14 protein-coding genes are annotated in these 23,133 nt (G+C 62.2%); 10 read left to right on the top strand and 4 right to left on the bottom strand.

Annotated features, from left to right (window positions below; genetic code table 11):
- Window positions 1-13 precede the first annotated feature (13 nt).
- From NHAM_RS13010 to guaA, 3 genes are all read left to right on the top strand, one after another.
- On the top strand, window positions 14-433 hold the full coding sequence (locus NHAM_RS13010; RefSeq protein ID WP_011510993.1) for an MAPEG family protein: 420 nt from the start codon (window positions 14-16) through the stop codon (window positions 431-433).
- Window positions 434-461: 28 nt separating this feature from the next.
- Entirely contained in the window at window positions 462-1,763 is a 1,302-nt protein-coding gene (locus tag NHAM_RS13005; protein WP_011510992.1) for an RsmB/NOP family class I SAM-dependent RNA methyltransferase, read from the top strand.
- Between the two features lie 146 nt (window positions 1,764-1,909).
- Window positions 1,910-3,532 carry a glutamine-hydrolyzing GMP synthase gene (gene guaA, locus NHAM_RS13000; RefSeq protein ID WP_011510991.1) on the top strand — a complete coding sequence of 541 codons (1,623 nt, stop codon included), beginning with the start codon at window positions 1,910-1,912 and terminating at the stop codon, window positions 3,530-3,532.
- Window positions 3,533-4,042: 510 nt separating this feature from the next.
- Here the strand turns inward: guaA and NHAM_RS12995 are convergent.
- Together NHAM_RS12995 and NHAM_RS12985 are read right to left on the bottom strand one after the other, a co-directional pair.
- Window positions 4,043-5,092, bottom strand: a complete 1,050-nt coding sequence (locus NHAM_RS12995; protein WP_011510990.1) for a fatty acid desaturase — start codon at window positions 5,090-5,092, stop codon at window positions 4,043-4,045.
- Window positions 5,093-5,576: 484 nt separating this feature from the next.
- On the bottom strand, window positions 5,577-5,903 hold the full coding sequence (locus NHAM_RS12985; protein ID WP_157043626.1) for a CBS domain-containing protein: 327 nt from the start codon (window positions 5,901-5,903) through the stop codon (window positions 5,577-5,579).
- Window positions 5,904-5,938: 35 nt separating this feature from the next.
- Between NHAM_RS12985 and NHAM_RS12980 the strand changes: the two genes are divergently transcribed.
- Window positions 5,939-6,238 (top strand): DUF1971 domain-containing protein, encoded by a 300-nt coding sequence (locus tag NHAM_RS12980; RefSeq protein WP_041358994.1) that lies wholly within the window; start codon window positions 5,939-5,941, stop codon window positions 6,236-6,238.
- Between the two features lie 57 nt (window positions 6,239-6,295).
- Here NHAM_RS12980 and NHAM_RS12975 read toward each other — a convergent pair whose 3' ends face one another.
- On the bottom strand, window positions 6,296-8,155 hold the full coding sequence (locus NHAM_RS12975; protein WP_011510987.1) for an ABC transporter ATP-binding protein: 1,860 nt from the start codon (window positions 8,153-8,155) through the stop codon (window positions 6,296-6,298).
- Between the two features lie 345 nt (window positions 8,156-8,500).
- Between NHAM_RS12975 and NHAM_RS12970 the strand changes: the two genes are divergently transcribed.
- Both NHAM_RS12970 and NHAM_RS12960 read left to right on the top strand, forming a co-directional pair.
- The gene (locus NHAM_RS12970) at window positions 8,501-9,259 is read left to right on the top strand and encodes a Crp/Fnr family transcriptional regulator (RefSeq protein ID WP_011510986.1); all 759 of its coding nucleotides are present in this window, start codon (window positions 8,501-8,503) and stop codon (window positions 9,257-9,259) included.
- A 538-nt stretch (window positions 9,260-9,797) separates the two neighbouring features.
- Complete coding sequence (locus tag NHAM_RS12960) at window positions 9,798-10,871, top strand: NAD(P)-dependent alcohol dehydrogenase (protein WP_011510985.1); 1,074 nt, start codon at window positions 9,798-9,800, stop codon at window positions 10,869-10,871.
- A gap of 28 nt (window positions 10,872-10,899) precedes the next feature.
- Here the strand turns inward: NHAM_RS12960 and NHAM_RS12955 are convergent, their stop codons facing one another.
- A complete protein-coding gene (locus tag NHAM_RS12955) occupies window positions 10,900-11,586 on the bottom strand; it encodes a Crp/Fnr family transcriptional regulator (RefSeq protein ID WP_011510984.1) in 687 nt (228 codons plus the stop codon).
- A gap of 284 nt (window positions 11,587-11,870) precedes the next feature.
- Here NHAM_RS12955 and NHAM_RS12950 point away from each other — a divergent pair, with 284 nt between their 5' ends.
- The 4 genes from NHAM_RS12950 to NHAM_RS12935 all read left to right on the top strand — a co-directional run bounded on the left by NHAM_RS12950 (window position 11,871) and on the right by NHAM_RS12935 (window position 22,923).
- On the top strand, window positions 11,871-12,941 hold the full coding sequence (locus NHAM_RS12950) for a sensor histidine kinase (protein WP_011510983.1): 1,071 nt from the start codon (window positions 11,871-11,873) through the stop codon (window positions 12,939-12,941).
- Between the two features lie 208 nt (window positions 12,942-13,149).
- Window positions 13,150-13,359: a cold-shock protein gene (locus NHAM_RS12945; RefSeq protein ID WP_011510982.1), complete on the top strand. Its 210-nt coding sequence runs from the start codon at window positions 13,150-13,152 to the stop codon at window positions 13,357-13,359.
- A gap of 262 nt (window positions 13,360-13,621) precedes the next feature.
- A complete protein-coding gene (locus NHAM_RS28230; RefSeq protein ID WP_011510981.1) occupies window positions 13,622-14,059 on the top strand; it encodes a hypothetical protein in 438 nt (145 codons plus the stop codon).
- A 326-nt stretch (window positions 14,060-14,385) separates the two neighbouring features.
- Window positions 14,386-22,923 (top strand): GH36-type glycosyl hydrolase domain-containing protein, encoded by an 8,538-nt coding sequence (locus tag NHAM_RS12935; protein WP_011510980.1) that lies wholly within the window; start codon window positions 14,386-14,388, stop codon window positions 22,921-22,923.
- Window positions 22,924-23,133 lie beyond the last annotated feature (210 nt).

Raw genomic sequence — 23,133 nt, 5'->3', positions numbered from 1 at the left:
AGGGATTTAAAAAATGTCTGTTCAAGCGGTTCTGCTGCCGGTGTTCGTGTTGATCGGACTGGCGTTCGCGTTGCTGATGGGGATGGCGGTGGCAAGGACGAGGTCTTTGAGGTCGGGCGAGACCCGGTTCGAGGACATCGCACTCCGCGAACCGAACTGGTCGATGCGCGCCACCCAGATCGCGAACTGCTTCAGCAACCAGTTCGAAGTGCCGGTGCTGTTTTATGTCCTGATCGCGCTGGCGTTGCCGCTGCGTCACGCCGACCTTGTCATCGTGCTGCTGTCGTGGGTATTCGTCATCACACGGTTCGTCCATGCTGGCATCTTCGTGACATCGAACAACGTCCCGCGGCGTGGAATGGTATGGTTCGCGGGAGTGGTGGTGCTGCTGGCGATGTGGATTTATTTCGCCCTGCGCACCCTGCTCGTGTGAGCGCCCTCGCTCCAATCGAAAGTTTGCCATGACGCCAGCCGCGCGGCTCTCCGCCGCTATTGAAGTGATCGAGGCCATCGACAGCGAGCGGGTGCCGGCGGCGAAGGCGCTGAAGGAATGGGGCACGGCGCACCGCTTCGCCGGCTCCGGCGACCGCGCCGCGATCTCCGGGCTGGTCTACGACGTGCTGCGCCGTCAGGCGTCCAGCGCCTGGATCATGGACGCCGCCGCGCCGCGTTCGCGCCTGCTCGGAATGCTGAAGCTCGAGCGAGGGCTGGACGCCGATGCCATCGCGGCGCTGTGCGATGGTAGCCGCTTTGCGCCCGCACCGCTCTCCGAGGGTGAACGCGCGGCGCTGGTCTCGCGCACCGTCACGGACGCGCCCGCGCATATCGCCGGCGATTATCCGGAATGGCTGGACGGATATCTGGCGGACGTGTTCGGTGACGACCGTGCCGCCGAGGCCGCGGCGATGGCGAGCCGCGCGCCGCTCGACCTGCGCGTCAATACGCTGAAGGCGAAGCCTGAGAAGGTGTTGGGCTCGCTGCGGCACCTTAATGCAACAGCGACGCCGTGGTCGCCGCTGGGCTTAAGGATCACGCTTGGCGCCGACGCGCGTAATCCCGGTGTCCATGCCGAGGAGGATTTCATAAAGGGCGGCATTGAGGTGCAGGACGAGGGCTCGCAGCTCGCGGCGATGCTGTCCGGAGCAAAACCCGGCGAGCAGGTGATCGATCTCTGCGCCGGGGCCGGCGGCAAGACCCTGGCGCTGGCAGCGATGATGCAGGGCAGAGGCCGCCTCATTGCAACCGATCGCGACAAACGCCAGCTTGCCCCGATCCACGAGCGACTGTCGCGCGCCGGCGTGCACAATGCCGATGTCCGGACCCCGAAGGGCGCGGACGATCCGTTGTCCGATATCAGGGCGTCGGCCGATCTTGTGCTGATCGACGCGCCTTGCACCGGGACCGGCACCTGGCGGCGCAATCCCGACGCGAAATGGCGGATGCGCGCGGGCGCGCTTGAAGTACGGTTGAAAGACCAGATCGAAGCGCTTGATCGCGCAGCCGCTTTGGTGAAGCCCGGCGGGCGTATCGCCTACATCACCTGCTCGGTGCTACCGCCGGAAAATAGCGAGCAAGTCCGTAAGTTTATTGGCCGTCATTCAGATTTCACCGTGACACCGCCGGCGCAGGCTGCGTCCGTGTTGTGGGACAAGACGGACGAGTTTCTCGCGGCAACATACCAGTCCGACGAGGGCCTGCTGATGACACCGCGCCGGACCGGAACGGACGGGTTTTTCATCAGCGTCTTGCACAAGAAAGCCTGAACCATCGTCATTGCGAGGGGCATACGGGCGACGCGGAGAGCGACGAAGCAATTCAGTCTGCCGTTTTTCTCTGGATTGCTTCGCTTCGCTCGCAATGACGGTCCTTCAGGGTTGCGACGCCGGTGCCGGTCGCGTAATTCCTTGCCATGACAGCCTCCAGCAAAACCCCCGCTTCATCGTCCGGTCCGTCCCCCCATGCAGCTTCGGCGCACGACAAGATTCTCATCGTCGATTTTGGCAGCCAGGTCACCCAACTCATCGCGCGGCGCATTCGCGAGGAGGGCGTCTATTCCGAAATCGTGCCATTCCAGAAGGCGGAAGCGGCCTTCCTTGAGATGAAACCGAAGGCGGTGATCCTGTCGGGCGGACCTGCCTCCGTGCTCGACAAGGATGCGCCGGCGGCGCCGATGTCGATCCTCAAGGCAGGCGTGCCCGTGCTCGGCATCTGCTACGGCGAGCAGACCATGGCGCAGCAGCTCGGCGGCACCGTCGAGGCCGGGCATCACCGCGAGTTCGGCCGCGCCGCTATCGAGGTCACCGACACCTGCGCGCTGTTCGAGGGTGTGTGGGAGAAGGGCGGCCACTACAACGTCTGGATGAGCCACGGCGACCGCGTCACCAAACTGCCCGATGGCTTCCGCGCGGTGGCGAAGGCGCAGGGCTCGCCGATCGCTGTGATCGCCGACGATGCGCGCAGGTTTTATGCGATGCAGTTTCACCCCGAGGTGGTGCATACGCCCGATGGCGCCAAGCTATTGCGTAATTTCGTCCGCAAGGTTGCGGGGCTGACCGGCGACTGGACCATGCGCGCGTTCCGCGAGGAGGCGATCGAGAAAATCCGCGCTCAGGTCGGCAAGGGCCGGGTGATCTGCGGCCTGTCCGGCGGCGTCGATTCATCGGTGGCAGCGATCCTGATCCACGAGGCGATCGGCGAACAGTTGACCTGCGTGTTCGTCGATCACGGCATGCTGCGCAAGGACGAGGGCAAGACGGTGGTGGAGCTGTTCCGCCACCACTACAATATCCCGCTGGTCCACGTTGATGCGTCGAAGCAATTCCTGGGTGAGCTTGCCGGCGTTACCGATCCGGAGATGAAGCGCAAGACCATCGGCCGTCTGTTCATCGACGTGTTCGAGGCGGAAGCCAAAAAGATCGCAGCGTTAGGAAAAGGATCGGCGGAATTCCTGGCGCAAGGCACGCTCTATCCTGACGTGATCGAGAGCGTGTCGTTCACCGGCGGCCCGTCGGTGACCATCAAGTCGCACCATAATGTCGGTGGCCTGCCTGATCGCATGAACATGAAACTGGTCGAGCCGTTGCGCGAACTGTTCAAGGACGAGGTCCGTGCGTTGGGGCGCGAACTCGGGCTGCCGGAGATTTTCGTCGGCCGCCATCCGTTTCCTGGGCCGGGGCTTGCGATCCGCTGTCCCGGTGAGATCACCCGCGAAAAACTCGACATCCTGCGCGAGGCCGATGCCGTCTATATCGACCAGATCCGCAAGGCGGGGCTCTACGACAAGATCTGGCAGGCGTTCGCGGTGCTGCTGCCGGTGAAGACGGTCGGCGTGATGGGCGACGGCCGCACCTATGAGTACGTGGTGGGCTTGCGCGCGGTGACCTCGACCGACGGTATGACCGCCGACTTCTATGCCTTCGACGCGACGTTTTTGGGCGCGACCGCGACAAGCATTATCAACGAGGTCAAAGGCGTCAATCGTGTTGTCTACGACGTGACGTCAAAACCGCCCGGCACGATCGAGTGGGAGTAGGGGGGCGTAGTTTTGAGTGCTTCATCGTAGTTTTTGCGAAAGAGCCGAAGCTTGCAGGATCATTTCATTCACTATTGACCACCTATCACTGTTAGCGATGATTGATCGGCCGACAGATCCCGCAAGGCGGAAAGGCGCCGAAATAGATTCCTCCCTGGGAAATGGCTGATGAGCCACGCAGAAATATTGCGTCGTAAGAACACGCGCGATCCTGCCGATCGCTGGCGAATTCTTTAAACTTATTGTTTTAGCAACTCTGCCTTCACGCTGCCTGCGATTACCTGCCGAACCAGCGTCCACGGCCGTACCAACCGCCGCCGCCAAGGAGCAGAAGGAGGACTACAATGATGAGAATGGTGGTGATATCCATGATATTAGACCCTCGTGGCAGTGCGTTACGCATTTGCTGCGTCAGATGATGCACTCCAACACTAACCAACGTTCAGTATTGTTGTTTCGTTCCGTCGATATGAAGCGTAAGGCGCTCTGCACCTCGCTCAGTCGCGAGGTTCACAAGAAATACGGCGATGCAGGCGGCCGGACAGACGCCATCTCGCGGAATGAAACAAGCTTTTGCCGGCCCTCATCCCAAAGAACCTTGCGCACACAGCGAAGGCTCTGGAACAGGGTCAGTCGTCCGACGGCAGCAAGCTGCGGATGATCCCGCAACACCTGTGGCAGCCGATAATAAGGAATCCGGCTGCACAGATGATGGACGTGGTGGACGCCTATATTAGCGGTAAACCAGCGCAAGACGATTGGCAGGTCATAGTGCGAGCTGCCGTGCAGTCCGGCTTCGTGAAAATTCCACCTTTCGTCATGAGCCCAAAACGTGTCCTCGAACTGGTGCTGGACATAGAACAGCCAGACGCCGATCGAGGCGGCGAGAAGGGTGATCGGCAACTGTACAAGGAGGAATGGACCGACGCCGACCAGCCAGATCAGGGTCGCGGCCAGAACCGCGATTGCGACATTTGTCGCCATCGCGCTTATCCAGGGTTGCCAGCCGCTGCGCATCAGTCCCATCGGCAGCCGGTGCTGCAAGATGAATAGATACGCGGGGCCTATGCCGAACATCACGATCGGATGCCGGTACAAGCGGTACAACAGCCGGCGTCCCTTGGGCAGCGCCAGGAATTCGCGCGCGGTCAGTGTATCGATGTCGCCGATTCCACGGCGATCGAGATTGCCTGAGCCTGCATGATGCAAGGTGTGGGCGCGCCGCCAGACGTCGTACGGCGTCAATGTCAGCACGCCGATGATACGCCCAACCCAATCGTTCGTGAGGCGGTGGCGGAAGAACGATCCGTGGCCGCAATCGTGCTGGATCATGAAGAGACGCACGAGGAGGCCTGCAGCCGGCACGGCAAGCAGCAGGCCAATCCAATAGCCGGCATCGAGGGCCGCCCATATCAGAACCCACAGGAGGGCAAACGGCGCTGCCGTGATCACGACCTCGAAGACGCTTCGCGCGGAATCCGGTTCGCGATAGCGGGCGAGAGCCTGTGCCAGCGCCCTGGAATCGGACGTGGTGTGAATATTGATCGCGTGTTGATCCATGCGCAGATACCTAACCAAGGTTGACCTATTGGGCCAGACCTTGTCTGTCAGTCACTCCGGGGCCCTCTCAGATCAGAGCCGTCCCGTGACAAGGAGAACGACGATGCCGATCACTATGATGCTGATGATCCCGACGCCTCCATGACCAAAGCCACAGCACCGCAGGCGCCTGATCGGCATTGCTGAACTGTCGGCATGGATGCTGAGAATGCCGATCGCCGTTTCGATCAAAGCGCAGCATTCGCCGATGTCGGTTTTAATCCGTACCAAAAGGGGCGGAGACGATCTGGTCAAAATTGCTCATTATGACCGCACGTGCGAGGAGCGCTCATATTGAGGACGTCACATGGCAGGTCGGGCGTCGATCATACGCGGACCTTCGGTTCGGCGCCGTCCGTTAAGGGGGCATGTCGACAAATCGTGGTATTGATTGAAGTCTGGATGATCCCGCGCGTCGCTGATCCGACACCGTGGCCGCGGAAAGTCAATGATACCCCACGGACATCACATAGTCGCGCAGCAGAACTTCTTCGTATTCGACCTCTTCCAGGAGAACCTCAAGCGCATCGCGTGCATTGAGAACTCCGATCGGTTGTGAGGTTTCGTTCACGGCCGGGATATTCTTCAGGCCGCGCTGCTTCATGACCGACCAGGCATCGTGCAACAGGTCGCCGGGGCGGCTGAGAATGACGGCCCGCGTCATGACGTTCGCTGCCGCCATCGTGCATCCGGGGCCTCCGCACCGTCCGATCTGACGGACCACGTCCGTCTTGGTGATGACGCCGGTCAGCTTGCCGTGGGGATCGCACATGACGACGATATCGGTTTGGTTCTCACCGAGGATCTTTGCCGCGCGATGAGCGACGAACTGCCGGCGGGCCTTACAAGCGTACACCCGTGTTCGATCAGGACACTCTGCCGAAAGGGCTGCGTCGCGAGCACCGTACAAAGGCTGGCGTCTGGGCGCTGATCCATGTGCTCGAAGGCCGCCTGCGTTACCGGACTCTCGATCCGCCGAGCGAAACCGTCCTCACGCCAGAGAAACCCGGCATCATACAGCCCGAACAGCCTCACGAGGTCGAACCGCTTGGGTCGATGCGGATGTTCGTTGAGTTCTACGCCGTTGAAGACCCGCCGGCCGCATAACCGGATGGAGAAGTCCGCGTTGGGGCATGTACGCCGCGTAACCTTCAGCAGTGAGGGCTATCGATAGCCAGCGGCCTGCAACTCGAAGAGCTCGGCATAGCGACCCGCCTGCGAGACAAGTTCCTCATGCGTCCCAGAGGCTTCGACCGTGCCGTCGGCAAGCACAAGGATGCGGTCCGCCATGCGCACGCTGGAAAAGCGGTGCGAGATCAGGATCGCGGTCTTGCCTTGGCTCAGCTCCTTGAAGCGCCGGAATACTTCGTATTCGGAGCGGGCGTCGAGCGCGGCTGTGGGCTCGTCGAGGATTAGCACCTCCGCCTTGCGCATATAGGCGCGTGCGATCGCGATCTTCTGCCATTCGCCGCCCGAAAGCTCGACGCCGTTGCGGAATCGCTTGCCGATCATCTGGTCGTAGTTCGCGGGGAGCTTCGCCATGACCTCGTCGGCCTGGCTGCGCTCCGTCGCCCGCGCGACGCGTGCGCGGTCGTCCCGCGCGTCTATCCGTCCCACCGCGATATTGTCGGCGGCGCTGAGATTATAGCGGACGAAATCCTGGAAGATCACACCCATGTTCCCGCGCAGTGCGTCGAGGTCGTATTCGCGCAGGTCGCGGCCGTCGAGCAGGATGCGGCCTTCGTCCGGATCGTAGAGGCGGGTGAGGAGCTTCACGAGCGTGGTCTTGCCCGCACCGTTCTCGCCGACGAGCGCGAGGACTTCGCCGGCATGGAGCGTGAAACTGAGATGCCGCACGGCCCAGCGCTCCGCACCCGGATAGCGGAAGCCCACGTCTTCGAATACGAAGCCCTCGCGGATCGGCAGCGGAAACGGCTGCGGATTGTCCGGCGACAGGATTTCCGGCTTGACCTCGAAGAAGCTGAACAGGTCGTCGAGATAGAGCGCCTGGCCCGCGGTGCTCGAGAAACTCGCGAGCAGCCCCTCGATCAGGTTGCGCAGGCGCCGGAACGAGCCGGCGAGGAAGGTGAGGTCGCCGATCGAGAACGCGCCCGCGAGCGTGCGCCAGGCGATATAGGCATAGGCGACGTAATAGCCGATCGTGCCGACCGCGGTGAACAGCCCGCCCCAGCCGGCGCGCCGCAGCGCGAGCCTGCGATTGGCCGCGTAGAAGGCCGTGGCAAGCCGCACATAGCGGTCGATCAGGAAGCCGTTGAGGCCGAAGATCTTGACCTCCTTGGCGGTCTCGACGCTCGCCGCGGTTTGCCGCACATAGTCGAGTTCGCGCCGTTCCGGCGTGCGGGCATAGTCGAGCGAATAGCTCTGTGCGTTGAAATGCGCCTCGCCGAGGAAGGCCGGCACCAGCGCCACAACCAGGAGCAAGATCAGCCAAGGCGCGTAGATGATCAGGCCAGCGGCGAAGCTCACCACGGTCACGATGTCCTGCACCTGCGCGAGCAATTGTCCGAGCAACGTCATCCGGCCGCTGGTCTGGCGGCGCGCGCGCTCGAGCTGATCCTGGAATTCTGCGTCCTCGAAATCCTCCAGGTCGAGCGTCGCGGCGTGCTCCATCAGGCGTACGCTCAGGGCATTGGACAGGCGTTCCGAGAGCAGGCTGTCGATGAGCGAGACGATGCGCCCGAGAATGTCGGCGAGGATGGCGAGCGCGAACTCTGCAATAAGGAGAATGCCGAGCCAGTTCGCGAGGCCGCTGTCGAGCCATTCCTGTAGCGTCCCCGGCTTGTCCGGTACCTGCACCAGAGCCACGACTTCGTCGATGATCAGCTTGCCTATATAGAGTGTGACGATCGGCAGCAGCGCCCGCTTCAGCCGCAACACCAGCGTCGCCGCGGTCAGGCCCGGGCTTGTGCGCCACACCATCGCAAGGAAAGGCCGAAGATTCCTGAGTGCGCCGAACCGCTCCCGGAAGGATCGGGCATTCGGCAAAGTCGGCCCTCCCGGCATGGGGGCTGCCGCTCCCGGCGCAATCCGGCCGCCCTTGCTGTAGCTCCTCGGCATCAAACCGATCCTTATACTTCGCGAAGGTCTAGTAGCGCTCCCTACTACCAGCCAAAAAAGCGTTTCACTGGGAACTGAGTGTGACGCTGGCGGTCGACATCGGCGTGCTGACCAGCGCGTTCTCGCAATAACGCATAGTCCGAGTTCCAATCTAAGAGCGTCAATCACGCCGAAGGTGGTCTGTCTTATACAGACTCATGCTGTTGATGGGCGCACGATCCCCTGGATTTAACACCCAATAGCCGGCTGGGCACTCGACCCATAACTTGCCAGAATTGTGACGATGCCGCGATGTCCAAAGGTCACACAGATGATGCGCAGGGCAATTGGTTGCTCGGCGCAATGGAAAGCACCAGCCGCAAGCGGATCGATCCCCACCTTGAGCCTATCAAGTTCAAGCTTGGTGTCGTCGTCTGCGAGGCGGGTGGGCTCCTCAAACATGCCTACTTCCCACAGGGCGCCGTCCTCTCTCTGTTGACCGTTCTGGAGAACGGCTCGGCAATAGAGACGGCAAACATAGGGCGCGAAGGCGCATTCGGCCTCTTCGCGGCCATGTATAGTCGCGTTTCTTTCAATCGGTGTCTTGTTCAACTGGAAGGGGGCACGCTTCGTTGCCCGATCGAAGTACTGCAGTCGGAATTCAAGCGCAGCGAACACATGCGCGATCTCTTCGTCAGCTACTCGGAGACGCTGCTGTCACAAGTTCAGCAGACTGTCGCGTGCAACGCATTGCATACGACGGAAGAGCGAATGTGCCGATGTCTCCTGATGATGCATGATCGGGCGGAAGGCGAAGCCCTGCCATATACGCACGAATTCCTGTCTCACATGCTGGGCGCCAATCGCAAATCGGTGACGCTTGCAGCGCAGTCGCTGCAGACGGCCGGACTCATTAGTTATCGCCGCGGGAGGATTAGCGTTCATGATCGTCCGGGCCTCGAAAAGGCGTCGTGCGAGTGCTACGCTATCGTCAAGGAGCGGTTCGACGCCTTCCTGACGCCACCCTCAACGGCGGTTCAAGGCAATACAAAGGGGCGACGTAAGACGTAAAACCGTGGGTGCTCGCCATACGTCAGCCGCGCATGTCGAAACCAAGCGTCTACAAGTTCTGTGTTTGGAAAGAAACGGAATCGCGGACCCGCAAAGCTTGAACAGCAGCGCCTTGTCCCGGAACAGCGCGGCCCGTTGCAAAGTGCACGCCGTGGTCAGGTAAGCCCGTCTATCTTAACGCTGATCTCGGTCTCAGGAGTCGGTTCACGCTCCGTCAGACCGGTCCAAACTTTCGCCATTCGACGGAACCGCAACTGCAAAGCAGGATTATCAACGTCGCTTGCCAATTGCCGACAGTCCGCCGCCAGGCGGAGACATTCCAAATCATGCTTTCGCTGGTTGTCCGATTCCGACATGGCGGCCGCCTTTGAGACTGAGCCGATCGTTGCACGCGACCGCAGGCCGTGTCGGTGGTCCACACCACAAAGAAAGGCAAATATTTGGCAGTGAAGCTGACGATGCCAGTTACTCGATGCCTGTGGAGCCGTGCATCGTCGCCGCCCCTATGGACGAAAGCAGCTTCTGAAAGGAGCCTCGTATGCCGAACATGAAAGCAGTCATTTTCGTGGAGAAAGGCCGCATCGTCCTCGACGAGAAGGCCATTCCCGATATCGGCCCGCTCGATGCGCTGATCCGCGTCACCACGACCACGATCTGCGGAACAGACGTCCATATCCTCAAGGGTAAGTATCCGGTCGAGCGCGGCCTGACGATCGGTCACGAACCGGTCGGCTTGATCGAAAAGCTCGGCTCCGCCGTCGACGGTTATACCGAAGGCCAGCGCGTGATCGCGGGCGCGATCACGCCGAGCGGGCACAGCTACGCCTGTCTGTGCGGTTGCGGTTCGCAGGACGGTCCAGGAACAAAGCACGGCTTCAAGGCAATGGGCGGCTGGAAGTTCGGCAACACCATCGACGGCTGCCAGGCTGAATATGTGCTGGTCAAGGATGCGATGGCCAATCTCAGTCCGATCCCGGACGGTCTGACGGACGAGCAGGTGCTGATGTGCCCGGACATCATGTCCACGGGATTTTCCGGCGCCGAAAGCGGCGGTGTCCGGATCGGTGACACCGTGGTGGTGTTCGCCCTCGGACCAATCGGCCTTTGCGCGGTCGCAGGCGCCAGGCTCATGGGCGCCACCACCGTCATCGGCGTCGACACGGTCCCAGAACGGCTTGCGGTCGCGTGCACGCTCGGCGCCGACCATGTCGTCGACTTCAGGGCCGGCGATCCGGTTGAGCAGATCATGGCGCTGACGGATGGACGCGGCGTTGATGTCGCGATTGAGGCGCTTGGAACCCAAGGCACCTTCGAGTCTTCGCTGCGCGTGCTGCGGCCGGGAGGAACGCTGTCCAGCCTCGGGGTCTACTCGAGCGATCTGCGGATTCCGCTCGATGCCTTTGCGGCCGGGCTCGGCGATCTGAAGATCGTCACCACGCTCTGCCCCGGCGGCAAGGAGCGCATGCGCCGGCTGATGGATGTCGTGAGTGCGGGGCGGGCCGATCTCAAGCCGCTTGTGACGCATCGCTTCAAGCTCGATGAGATCGAGACCGCCTACGATCTCTTCGCCAACCAGCGTGATGGCGTCCTGAAGGTCGCTATCACGCCATAGCAGAGCATCACTATGCGCTGCGGGCTGGTCAAGTTTCCTCACCGTCGCGTCTGATCTGCGGATGATCGTGCAGAACGACGCTCAACAATGAACTGTGAACCTTCAAAGTGCCGTTATATTCGATGAAGCCCAGTTTCCGGAATTTGTTCATGAAATGGCTCACGCGCGATCGCGTGGTCCCGATCATGTCGGCCAACGTCTCCTGGCTGACTTTGGCGATGATCGGCTCAGGTTTGCCCTCCTTGCCGAAATTGGCCAACAGAAGGAGGGCGCGCGCCAGCCGCTTCTCACTCGAATTGAACAGTTGATCGACCAGGTCCTCCTCAATGCGGATCGTTCGAGCTAGCAGATGCGCGACGAACATCTCGGAAAACGTCGGTTCGTCATGGAGGATGCGGACCATCGTGCTCTTATCCACCTGCATGATCTCGCAGTCGGTCATTGCCGTCGCGGTCGCCATGCGGCGACGCTGGCCCGCGAGACAACCTTCGCCGCAAAACTCATCGGGTCCCAGGATGGCGACTACCGCTTCCTTACCTTCTGCGGAGTTCACGGTCATCTTCACCTTTCCGTGTTGGATATAAAGGACCGAATCGGCCGGATCGCCCTGCGCGAAGAGGACTTGATTCATTTGGTGCTTGGAGATGGCCCGTCCTTCGGCCGCCTTGGCGAGAAAGGCCTTGGGATCGAATCCCGGTTTCGCTTTCCGTTTCATGATGGGATCCTCGTTTTTTGGTCCTTCCGTGCACCGGAGACGCGTGGCGGATCCAAATGTTGACCGCATCTTAGAGAATTCTGAAGCATAGGGCGGGAAGTTTTCATCACGACGCCCTCCGCCTGGGGCTCGTGAGCAATCTTATACAGTCCTCCGCCGGCATCGACGCTATGCTTCAAACGCTGGACGTTCTGTGGGTTCGCCGGCCCTTGCGTTGATCCAGTGACTCCCGGCGCGGTCGCGCCGCCAGGAGATTCGAAGCGCGTACCAGTACTGCGACAATTTTGCACTCCACGGCTTTCAAAGAGCAGTTCACCGACGTCGTGGATGCCTGCGCGCTCGCTCAGGGCATCGTGGACACAGTCCGCGAACCGGTTCTCGTGCTGGACAAGGAACTGCGCGTGGTGGCCGCAAGCCGCTCTTTCTATTCAGTCTTCAAAGTCAGCCCCGAAAATACCCAAGGCCGGCATTTGTATGCATTGGGTGACGGGCAATGGGACATTCCGAAACTTCGAGAATTGCTCGAAAAAATCATACCTCAGCACGGGGTGATGGAGAGCTACGAGGTCGAGCATGAATTCCCCGATCTCGGACACCGAAGAATCTGTCTGAACGCACGTCAGGTCTTTTACGAGCATGGCGCCGGCGCGACCATTCTGCTCGGCATGGAAGACGTCACTGCGCAACACGCTCTGGAGCGCGAAAAGGACGAGTTGCTGAAGCAAAAGGATGTGCTCCTCGATGAGCTTCAGCACCGGATCTCCAACAGCCTACAAATCATCGCCAGCATCATCTTGATGAAGGCGAAGACTGTGGAATCGGAGGAGACGCGCGTCCACCTACAAGACGCCCACAAGCGCGTCATGTCGGTTGCGGCCGTGCAACAACAACTCCACGGATCCGGAGCTAGCGGACCGATCGAAATGGTGCCTTATCTCTCAAGGCTGTGCGAGACACTCGCGACGTCGATGATCGGTGACACACGACCAATCTCGCTGAAAGTAGTTGGCGCGGGAGGCCGTGCCACTCCCCGGCAGGCTGAAAGCCTCGGCTTGATCGTCACCGAGCTTGTTATGAATGCCTTAAAGCACGCATTCCCCGACGATAAAGTCGATGGCCGAATCTCCGTCGCATACGAAGTCCATGGCACGAATTGGAAGCTGTCGGTCGCAGACAATGGCATCGGCAAGCCGGACGACGTCTTTGCCCAGCCGAAAACAGGGCTCGGCACGGGCATCGTCAAGGCGCTCACCCAGCAACTTGGCGCCACTGTCGAGACTTCGGCCAGCCTCGCGGGGACAACCGTGGCCATCACCCATGCGACGTTCACCACGGACGCTGTCCATACCGCGTAAAGCGTCAACGCAGGGCATCAAATGTGATGTGATTTGATCGGCCCTTGTATTTTCTCTAAGCCACCATACCTAAACTAGGTTCGAACTATCGCTCTGGCTTGTTGACCGCGCCGAAACCGGCTCTATTCCCAAGACATCGTTGAACTCGATCAAGCCCGCACGGAGGTCGTGCGAGCGAACGCGCTTTCGCGCATCTTGGAGACTATAAATGGCAACTGGAACAGTGAAGTGGTTCAACGCGACAAAGGGCTTCGGCTTTATTCAGCCTGACGGTGGCGGGCAGGATATCTTCGTTCATACCAGCGCGGTCGAACGCGCTGGCTTGAGCTCCCTCAACGACGGTCAGAAGGTTTCGTTCGAGGCCAAGACCGACAGCATGCGCGGCAAGACCAGCGCGGAGAATCTTCGCGTCGATTAAATTGCCGATTTGAGATACCCACGGATGTACTGGGACCTCTAGATCGGGTGCGCGTCTCTCAGTGGGAGGTGTGCTCAGGTATCGGAGTGAGATGAAGATCGCCAGCCGTAAAGCCGGCGGTCTTTTGCTTATCGTGCGGCGTTCGCTCCGAAGATAGCCATGGCTATTTTGGTCCGAATGAGCGCACAATAAAGGCGCTCAGTCGCAGTGATCGTGCTGAACGTCCGCAGCACCTAGGTCTTGCTGAAGCTGGTGTTGCGACATGTCCGCCGAATGCGGGCAAGACGATCTCGCTGCCGCGCGATATGAGCCAGCGATGCTGGAATCGCGAATGCAGGATCGGCATCCTTTTTTCCGGACGATCGTGCCGGTAAGAGCCAAAATCACATCATCCGCGTTCCACCGGGAGTGCACACATAATGACGCGATCCCAAGAAATCAGGTAGCCATGAAAACCATTAAGTATAAGCCGAAAGAAACTCAGGCAGAGGAGCTTCGGCCTCGGAACGCTCAGCGCGCGGATATCATCCCGACTGAGGGTTTTGCAATGGTCGTGGACGGAAAGCTCAAGGGTAACTTTGCCGATGAACAAGCCGCCAAAGCGGCGGGTGAAGAACTTCTAGAAAAATTTCCGATGCTCCGCGTGGAAGTGTTTAATGCGAAAACGAGGGTCCGTACTAAAGTCGATGCCGCAAGTTAATGGTGTGTTTCATCGAGTTCATCCCGCTTCGCCGTATCGGTCTTCAGGGCAGAGAGGACCCGCTTCATGCCAGCCACATCTTCGACTTGGGCGTTGCTTGGGAATGATTCTGATCAGCCAATTTTGAATCTTGCCGAAGAAACCGCGCGTCGCTCGCTGCGAGTGCGAAGCTCGTTCGTGAAGTTCTGGGTTTGACTCTATTTCGTTCTCAAGAACGAATCCGGTCTACGGAAAAGCAGCTACGGCCATTGTTAATAAATCGCTCTGGAAAGGGCGACAGTCTACCCTCGCATACGGCGCTATCCGCGCCGGCCGGAAAGGCGCGAATGCTTCAGACTTTCCTCCACAGCGGTCCATGGTCCCGCCCTCGACCAGCACCGTGGAACGCCACTGCGCCTGTGCGCGAGGAACTATTCGGTATCGAACGACTGGAACAGCATGCGGAAAGCTTGGCCGCAGCGCAGGAGGTCACGACGCGACCGCCGCTAGTCAGATCTCTGCAAGCCCGGTTAAGTGACAATGCCGCCGCCTTGCTGGCGGCCTATCGCATCTGCGCTTCTGATCTCGAAAGCGGCCGAGGCGTGGTCCCCGCGGCGGAATGGCTACTCGACAACTATCACCTGGTCGAAGAGCAGATCCGCGAAATCCGAGCTGATCTGCCGCCGGGCTACTACCGGCAGCTGCCTAAACTGGCGGGCGGTCCGTTCGTCGGATATCCGCGCGTATTCGGCTTGGCCTGGGCTTTTGTCGCCCACACAGACAGTCACTTCGATCTGGAGATACTGCGCCGGTTTATTGCAGCCTATCAGCAGGTTCAGCCGCTTACGATCGGCGAATTATGGGCCGTTGCGATCACCCTTCGCATCGTCCTCATCGAGAACCTGCGACGATTGGCAGACCAGATGGTTGCTGGACGCGGAGAACGCGCGGATGCGGACGGGCTCGCCGACAGGCTTCTGGAATCAGGAGGTGGGCACTCCGCGCTCGACGCTGATATCGGCGCGCGTTTGAATGCGCCCCTGTCGGAGGTGTTCGCAGCGCAACTCGCCAAGCGCCTGAGGGATCAGGATCCGAGAACAACTCCCGCGCTCGGCTTGCTCGCTGAGCGACTCTGTCTGCAGGAGTCCTCGATCGAGGGTGTCGTGCAGAATGCCCAGCACAGGCTGGGCGCGTCCAACGTTTCCGTCCGCAACGTTATCACCAGCATGCGACTGATCTCCGACATCGACTGGGCGGATCTGTTCGAGAGCCTCAGTCTCGTCGATAAGCGGCTTCGCGTTGGAAGTGCGTTTGCCGCGATGGATTTCCCGACCCGCAATCTTTACCGAAGCGCGATCGAGGAACTCGCACGCGGCTCGCTATTGACCGAGATCAAGATCGCCGAGCAGGTGTTGTCGGTATCGTCCAGAGCGGCCATGGAAGCGCATGATCCCGAGGAACGCGAGAGAGTTGGGGATCCCGGCTATCATCTGATCGCCGAGGGGCGCCGTGCGTTCGAACGGACGATCGGCTTCAGGCCGGGTGCCCGACTGCGGATCAGCCGTCTCAGCCTGCGCCCCGGCGTCGTCGGCTACGTCGGGGTCATCCTGTTCGTCACCGCGGCCCTACTGGCCCTCGGCCTATGGACACTTTCGGCTTCGGGCCTCGACGCCCGCTGGGTTGTCTTATTTGCCGTGGCGGGATTCGTGCCGATGACCGAGGTGGCAACCGCGCTGGTCAACCGTGCGATCACGTGGAGCTTCGGTGCGACCATTTTGCCCGGTCTCGAACTCGCTGAGGGTGTCCCGAAATCGTTTCGGACGCTCGTTGCCGTTCCGACGCTGTTGACCAATGAGGCCGATCTCCTGGAACAGGTCGAGCGGCTCGAAGTCCATCATCTCGCCGGCTCCGGCGGGGACCTGACCTTCGCTCTTCTTTCGGACGGCGTCGACGCGGACCGGGAGATCGTCGAGGGTGACGCACATCCGCTCGGGGTCGCGGCCGAGGCTATCGCACGTCTGAACCGCCTTTATGGCCCCGGACCGGATGGCGACCGTTTTCTCCTTCTGCATCGCCGCCGCGTATTCAATGCCAGCGAGAATGTGTGGATGGGATGGGAGCGCAAGCGCGGCAAGCTGCACGAACTCAACCGGCTTCTGCGTGGGGCTCTCGACACAACCTTCGTGGCGGTGGCGGGGCAGGCGCCTCGTGTTCCGGACAATGTCCGCTTCGTCATCACCCTCGATGCCGACACCAGACTGCCGCGCGATGCCGCGCGCCGCATGGTCGGCAAGATGGCTCACCCGGTGAACCGGCCGCAGTTCAGCCAACGCGAGCAGAGGGTCATAGCCGGCTATGCGATCATGCAGCCGCGCGTCACACCCGCGCTACCGCTCGGACGCGAGGGGTCCGCCTATCAAAGGGTGTCTTCGGGTCCCGCGGGCATAGACCCGTATGCGGCGGCGATCTCCGACGTCTACCAGGACCTGTTCGGCGAGGGCACCTACACCGGTAAGGGTATCTATGACGTCGATGCTTTCGAGGCGGCGCTCGCCGGGCGCGTGCCTGACAACACCCTCCTCAGCCACGATCTCTTCGAAGGTGTTTTTGCCCGCGCGGGCCTCGCGTCCGACATCGAGGTCGTCGAGGAGTTTCCGAATCGATACAACGTTGCTGCCAAGCGCCAGCATCGTTGGGTCCGTGGCGACTGGCAGCTCTTGCCCTGGATCGTTGGCCGCGGCGGGGCGATGCCGCTCCTCGGTCGCTGGAGGATGCTGGACAATCTGAGACGGTCGCTGCTTGCGCCGATCACGCTGATGGCCGTCGTCTTGTGCTGGTTGCTGCCGATGCCGGCCGCCATCATCGGGCTCCTGCTCGTCCTCGCCACCATTGCCATCCCGGCATTCCTCCCGAGCGTCTTCTCAGTCCTGCCACGTCGTGCTGGGCTTCGCGTGCGCAACCATCTCGGCGTGCTTGCCGGAAGTCTCCGCCTCGCGGCCGCCCAGACGTCGCTCACGGTCTCCTTTCTGCCCGACCAAGCGCAACGGGCGGCAGACGCCATCGCCAGAACCCTGCTGCGACTGTTCGTGACTCGCCGTCATCTCCTCGAATGGACCACGGCAGCGAAATCGACGGCGGCGGCTCGGCTGCGCATGGTCGGCTTCTATCGTGAGATGGCGGGGAGCGTGGCGCTCGGCTTGGCCCTGGCGGCGCTCACGCTCGCGGCCGCCCCGGCATCCTGGCCGCTCGTCCTGCCTTTCGGACTGCTGTGGGCATGCGCGCCGGCACTCGCCTTCCGGATCAGCCGGGCGCCGCCGATCGCGCGCCGGCTTTCGATTTCGCCGGCAGATGCGACCGACTTGCGCCTCATAGCGCGCCGCACCTGGCGCTATTTCGAGACGTTCGTGACGCCGGACGACAACATGCTGCCGCCCGACAACTTCCAGGAGGATCCGAAGCCCGCGCTCGCGCGCCGCACCTCGCCCACCAACATCGGACTTTATCTCCTGTCCGCCGTCGCCGCCCGCGACTTCGGCTGGGCGGGAACGACCGAGACCGTCGAGCGTCTGGAGGCGGCGCTCGGCTCGATGCGGAAGCTCGCCCGGTTCAAGGGTCACTTCTTCAACTGGTACGATACGCAGGATCTGCGCGCGCTCGACCCCGCCTATGTCTCGTCGGTCGACAGCGGCAATCTTGCCGGCCATCTGATCGCGCTCGCCAACGCCTGCGAAGAATGGATGGATCCGGCGCGCATGCCGGATGTGAGGGCCGGGATGAAGGATGCCCTCCGACTGGCGCGCGAGGCTACCGACGCTCTGCCGACGAACGCGGGGGGCAGAGGGCAGCCGCTCATCGCCGCTCTCGACGAGATCGAGGCCCGGTTGAACGGCGCTGAGGCGATCGAGTCGATAGCCGCCTCCCTGAACCGGCTTGCCGAAAAGGCAGCCGAGGCCGCCCGCAGCATCATGCCCATGCCCATCCCCATGTCCGAGGGCCGCGACACACCCGACCTCCTGTTCTGGATCGGGGCGTTGAAGAGGATCGGGTTCGAACTTTTGCGCGATCGTCCCGGTATTGCCGACCCCGCCCGCCCCCTGAACGGGCGGTTGAAGGGGATCGCCGATACGGCGCGCGAAATGGCGCTGGCGATGGATTTCGCATTTCTCCTCGATCCCGACCGGAAGCTGCTTTCGATCGGCTATTCGCTCGCCGACAATGGCCTCGATCCAAGCTGCTACGACCTTCTCGCGTCTGAAGCGCGGCTCGCGAGCTTGTTTGCGATCGCCAAGGGCGACGTCCCGACACAGCACTGGTTCCGCCTCGGCCGGGCGGTAACGCCGCTCGGAGGCGGCGCGGCGCTGGTTTCCTGGTCGGGGTCGATGTTCGAATACCTGATGCCGTCGCTGGTGATGCGCGCGCCCGACGACAGTCTGCTTGGGCAGACCGGCCGTCTGGTGGTGAAACGGCAGCAGGCCTATGGCCGATCCCTGGGGGTTCCCTGGGGCGTTTCAGAATCGGCCTACAGCGCGCGCGACATCGAATTCACCTATCAATATTCCAACTTCGGCGTGCCCGGCCTCGGCCTCAAGCGCGGGCTCTCGGCGGACGCCGTGATCGCTCCCTATGCCACGGCGCTGGCGGCCATGGTCGATCCGGCGGGCGCGCAAGCGAACTACGTCCGGCTTGCGGCGATGGGTGCCCGGGGCCGCTATGGCTTTTACGAGGCTCTCGATTTCACCCGCTCGCGTCTGCCGACGGGTGAGAACGTCGCGATCGTGCGCGCGTTCATGGCGCATCACCAGGGCATGACCATCGTCGCCATCGCCAACACCCTGGAGGATGGCTTGATGCGCGCGAGGTTCCATCGCGAGCCTATGATAAAGGCCAGCGAGCTTCTGTTGCAGGAGCGCATACCCATGGAAGTTGCGATCGTGCATCCCCGTGCTGAGGAGGTGAAGTCACCCCCTCCGGGGACGGTCACCGAGGCCGTGACGGTACGCCGCCTTTCGCCATCGGCGGGCGGCCCGCCGGCCACGCATCTGCTTTCGAACGGGCGCTATGCGGTGATGCTGACCGCGACCGGCGCCGGCTATAGCCGCTGGCAAGACATCGCCGTGACGCGCTGGCGGGAAGACGCGACTCGCGACGACTGGGGATCGTTCCTTTTTCTCAAGGACAGCCGCAGCGGGAAGATCTGGTCGGCCGGTGCACAGCCCGCCGGCGGCAGTGCGGATCATGAGGAAGTCTTCTTCGGCGAGGACCATGCCCAGTTCGTCCATCGCGACGGCAGCCTGACGACCACCACGGACATCCTGGTCTCAGGCGAGGACGATGGCGAGGTCCGCCGCGTCAGCCTGACCAACAATGGACGCCGGCCCCGCGAGATCGAAATCACGTCCTATGCGGAGGTGGTGCTGGCGGCGCCGGCCGCCGACAACGCCCATCCGGCCTTTTCCAAGCTGTTCGTGCAGACCGAGCATCTTCCCGAGTTCGGCGCGCTCCTCGCGACTCGCCGTCCGAGGTCGAACAACGAGCCACGGCTCTGGGCTGCCCATTTCGCTGTCGTGGAAGGCGAGGTCGCCGCCGATCCGCAATATGAGACCGATCGGGCCCGCTTCCTTGGCCGCGGCCGCTCGGTTGCCGACGCTACCGCTATCCTGGACGGCCAGCCGCTTTCGAAAACGGTGGGAACGGTTCTCGATCCGATCTTCTCGCTCAGGCAGCGCGTGATGGTACCCGCCGGCAAGGTTGCGCGGGTCGCCTTCTGGACCGTTGTCGCATCGTCACGAGACGAACTTCTGGGGCTGGTCGACAAGCACCATGACCGCAGCGCATTCGACCGGGCGAAGACCCTGGCGTGGACGCAGGGACAGGTCCAGCTTCGGCATCTCGGCATCGCGACGACAGAGGCGGCGGATTTCCAGCGCCTCGCGGCGCCTATCCTCTACGCCGACTCGCGCTTCCGGGCGCCTTCGGAGGCGATCATGCGCGGAGCGGGCGCCCAGTCCAGCCTGTGGCCCTACGCCATCTCCGGCGACCTGCCGATCGTCGTGCTGCGCATTAACGATGTCGAGGACATGGCTCAGGTCGCCCAGTTGCTCCGCGCGCACGAATACTGGCGCATGAAGCGCCTCGCCGTCGATCTCGTCATCGTCAACGAGCACGCCGCCTCCTACATGCAGGACCTGCAGATCGCGATCGAAACCGCTGTGCGCAGCAGCCAGTCGCGACCGCGCGTCGGCCACATTCCCGCGCAAGGCGCGGTCTTTACGCTCCGTGCCGACCTCATGAACGCCGAGGCCCGATCGCTGCTGCATGCGGCCGCCCGTGTCGTCCTGCACGCACATCGTGGGCCCATTGCTGATCAGCTCGCCCGCATACGACCGCCGTCGGGCGGATCTTTGCCGCCCCGACATCCAAGGGCGGCAATTCCCGCCCGGCAGCCAGTGGCGGTGAAGACGGCCAGTCTCGAATTTTTCAACGGTCTCGGCGGCTTTGACAAAGACGGGCGTGAATACGTAACCGTCCTCGACGGTGCCCGCATCTCGCCCGCGCCCTGGATCAACGTGATCGCCAATTCCGGCTTCGGCTTCCAAATCTCGACGGAGGGAAGCGGCTACACTTGGGCTGAGAACAGCCGCGAGAACCAGTTGACGCAATGGTCGAACGACCCGGTGGCCGACCCCGCCGTCGAGGCGATCTATGTCCGCGACGAGGTCACCGGCGACCTCTGGAGCCCGACAGCGCAACCCATCCGCGATGGCGGACACTATGTCGCGCGCCATGGCTTCGGCTACAGCCGCTTTGAGCACGATGCAAACGGCATCGCGCTCGACCTGTTGCAGTTCGTGCCGCTGTCCGATCCCGTCAAGATCTCCCGTCTGACGCTGCGCAACCACTCGGGTCGGGCCCGGCGGCTGTCGATCACCGCTTATGTGGAATGGGTGCTTGGCACGTCGCGCGGCGCCTCCGCGCCGTTCATCGTGACCGAGATCGATGCGGCCACGGGCGCCATTCTCGCCCGCAATCCCTGGAATGGCGCCTTTCCCGGCCGGATCGCCTTCGCCGATCTTAGCGGGCGGCAGACGGCCTGGACCGCCGACCGTACCGAGTTTGTCGGTCGCAATGGTGCGCTCCAAGCACCGGCCGCGCTGGCCCGAGGCCGGGCGCTGTCCGGTGCGGTGGGTGCCGGCCTCGATCCCTGCGCTGCGCTCGCAACGAGCATCGAACTGGAGGCGGGCGAGACGGTCGAGATTGTGTGGTTGCTCGGACAATGTGGTTCGGTCGAGGGCGCTCGCGCGCTGATCGCCCGAACCCGCGAGGCCGACCTCGATGCAGTGCTGGCGTCGGTGACGGATCATTGGGAAACTCTGCTCGGCGCGGTCCGCGTAAAGACGCCAGACCGGACGATGGACCTCATGCTGAACGGGTGGTTACTCTATCAGACGCTCGCGTGCCGCGTGCTCGCCCGCTCGGCTTTTTACCAGGCGAGTGGCGCCTACGGCTTCCGCGACCAGCTCCAGGACACCATGGCATTGTCCTTCGCCGCGCCGGACGAGACGCGACGCCATCTCCTGCGCGCGGCTGCCCGGCAGTTCGTCGAAGGCGACGTCCAACATTGGTGGCTGCCGTATTCGGGTCAGGGCGTGCGCACGCGTATTTCTGACGACCGAGTCTGGCTCGCCTTCGCTGCCGCGACCTATATCACGGCATCCGGCGATACGGCCGTTCTGGACGAGGTTGTGCCGTTTCTCGAGGGAACGCCTCTTGGTGACGGAGAGCACGATGCCTTTTTTCAGCCGATGATCGCGGACGAGCGGGCGTCGCTGTTCGAGCATTGCGCCCGCGGGCTCGACCAGTGCCTCGACCTCACCGGCGAGCACGGCCTGCCGCTCATCGGTACGGGCGATTGGAACGACGGTATGAACCGGGTCGGTGAGGACGGCAGGGGCGAGAGCGTATGGCTCGGCTGGCTGCTGGTGCGCACTATCGCGCTCTTTGCTCCATTCGCTGACAGTCGCGATCCGGGCCGCGCTGACCGCTGGCGGACGCATGCCGCCTCCGTCCAAGCGGCGATCGAGCGCGAGGCCTGGGATGGCGAATGGTATCGCCGGGCTACGTTCGACGACGGGACGTGGCTCGGCTCGAAGGAGAGCGAGGAATGCCGGATCGACTCCATTGCCCAGTCCTGGGCGGTGCTGTCGGAAATCGCCGATCCCGAGCGCGCCGCCCGGGCAATGGCGGCACTCGACCGGCATCTCATCCGCCGTGACGACGGCCTCGCCCTGCTATTCACGCCACCCTTCGACATAACGCCGCGCGATCCGGGCTACATCAAGGGCTACCCGCCGGGGCTGCGCGAAAATGGCGGGCAATACAGTCACGCTGCCATGTGGGCGATCATGGCGTTCGCGAAGCTGGGGGAGGGCGCATGCGCCGCCGATCTATTTTCGCTGGTTAACCCGATCAACCACGCGAGGACCCTCGGAGAGGTCGAGCGCTACAAAGTCGAGCCTTATGTGGTCGCCGCCGACGTCTACTCCGTGTCCCCTCATACGGGGCGCGGGGGGTGGACCTGGTACACGGGCTCGGCGGCATGGATGTACCGCGCGGGCATCGAGAGCATTCTAGGCATCCGCTGCGAGGGTGCGTTTCTCGTCGTTGCTCCCTGTATTCCCTCCGCCTGGCCGGGTTTCGAAGCCGCGGTAAAAGTAGCCTCAACGCACTATGATATCCGCGTTCGGAACCTGTCCGGCGTCGGCCGCAATGTGGTGGAAGCTGTCCTCGATGGCGCGGCGGTCGGGCGCACCGAGGGTGTTGTGCGCGTTCCCTTGGATGGAAAGAAACATGTCCTCGCGATCCATCTTGGGAGCGGACAGCCCTGATTTTAAGGATGGAGCTGATCTCGCCCGACTAGGAACACCGGAGATAGGCGATCGGCCTCGACAACAAGCCGAGTTGGGTGATCGTGTCGGAGCAGAATATCGACGAATGGCCGAACAGCGGCTTTGTCACCAATTCCCGGTAAGTCCGGTGTGTTCAGCTACGGCTTCATACCGCCGGGGACTGCTTGTGAAAATCAAGGCACGTTTCCT

Source organism: Nitrobacter hamburgensis X14 (genome assembly GCF_000013885.1).
In the GTDB taxonomy this organism is placed as follows: Bacteria; Pseudomonadota; Alphaproteobacteria; order Rhizobiales; family Xanthobacteraceae; genus Nitrobacter; species Nitrobacter hamburgensis.
The sequence above is the reverse complement of the archived record's forward strand: the minus strand, read 5'-3'. Positions and strand labels throughout refer to the sequence as shown.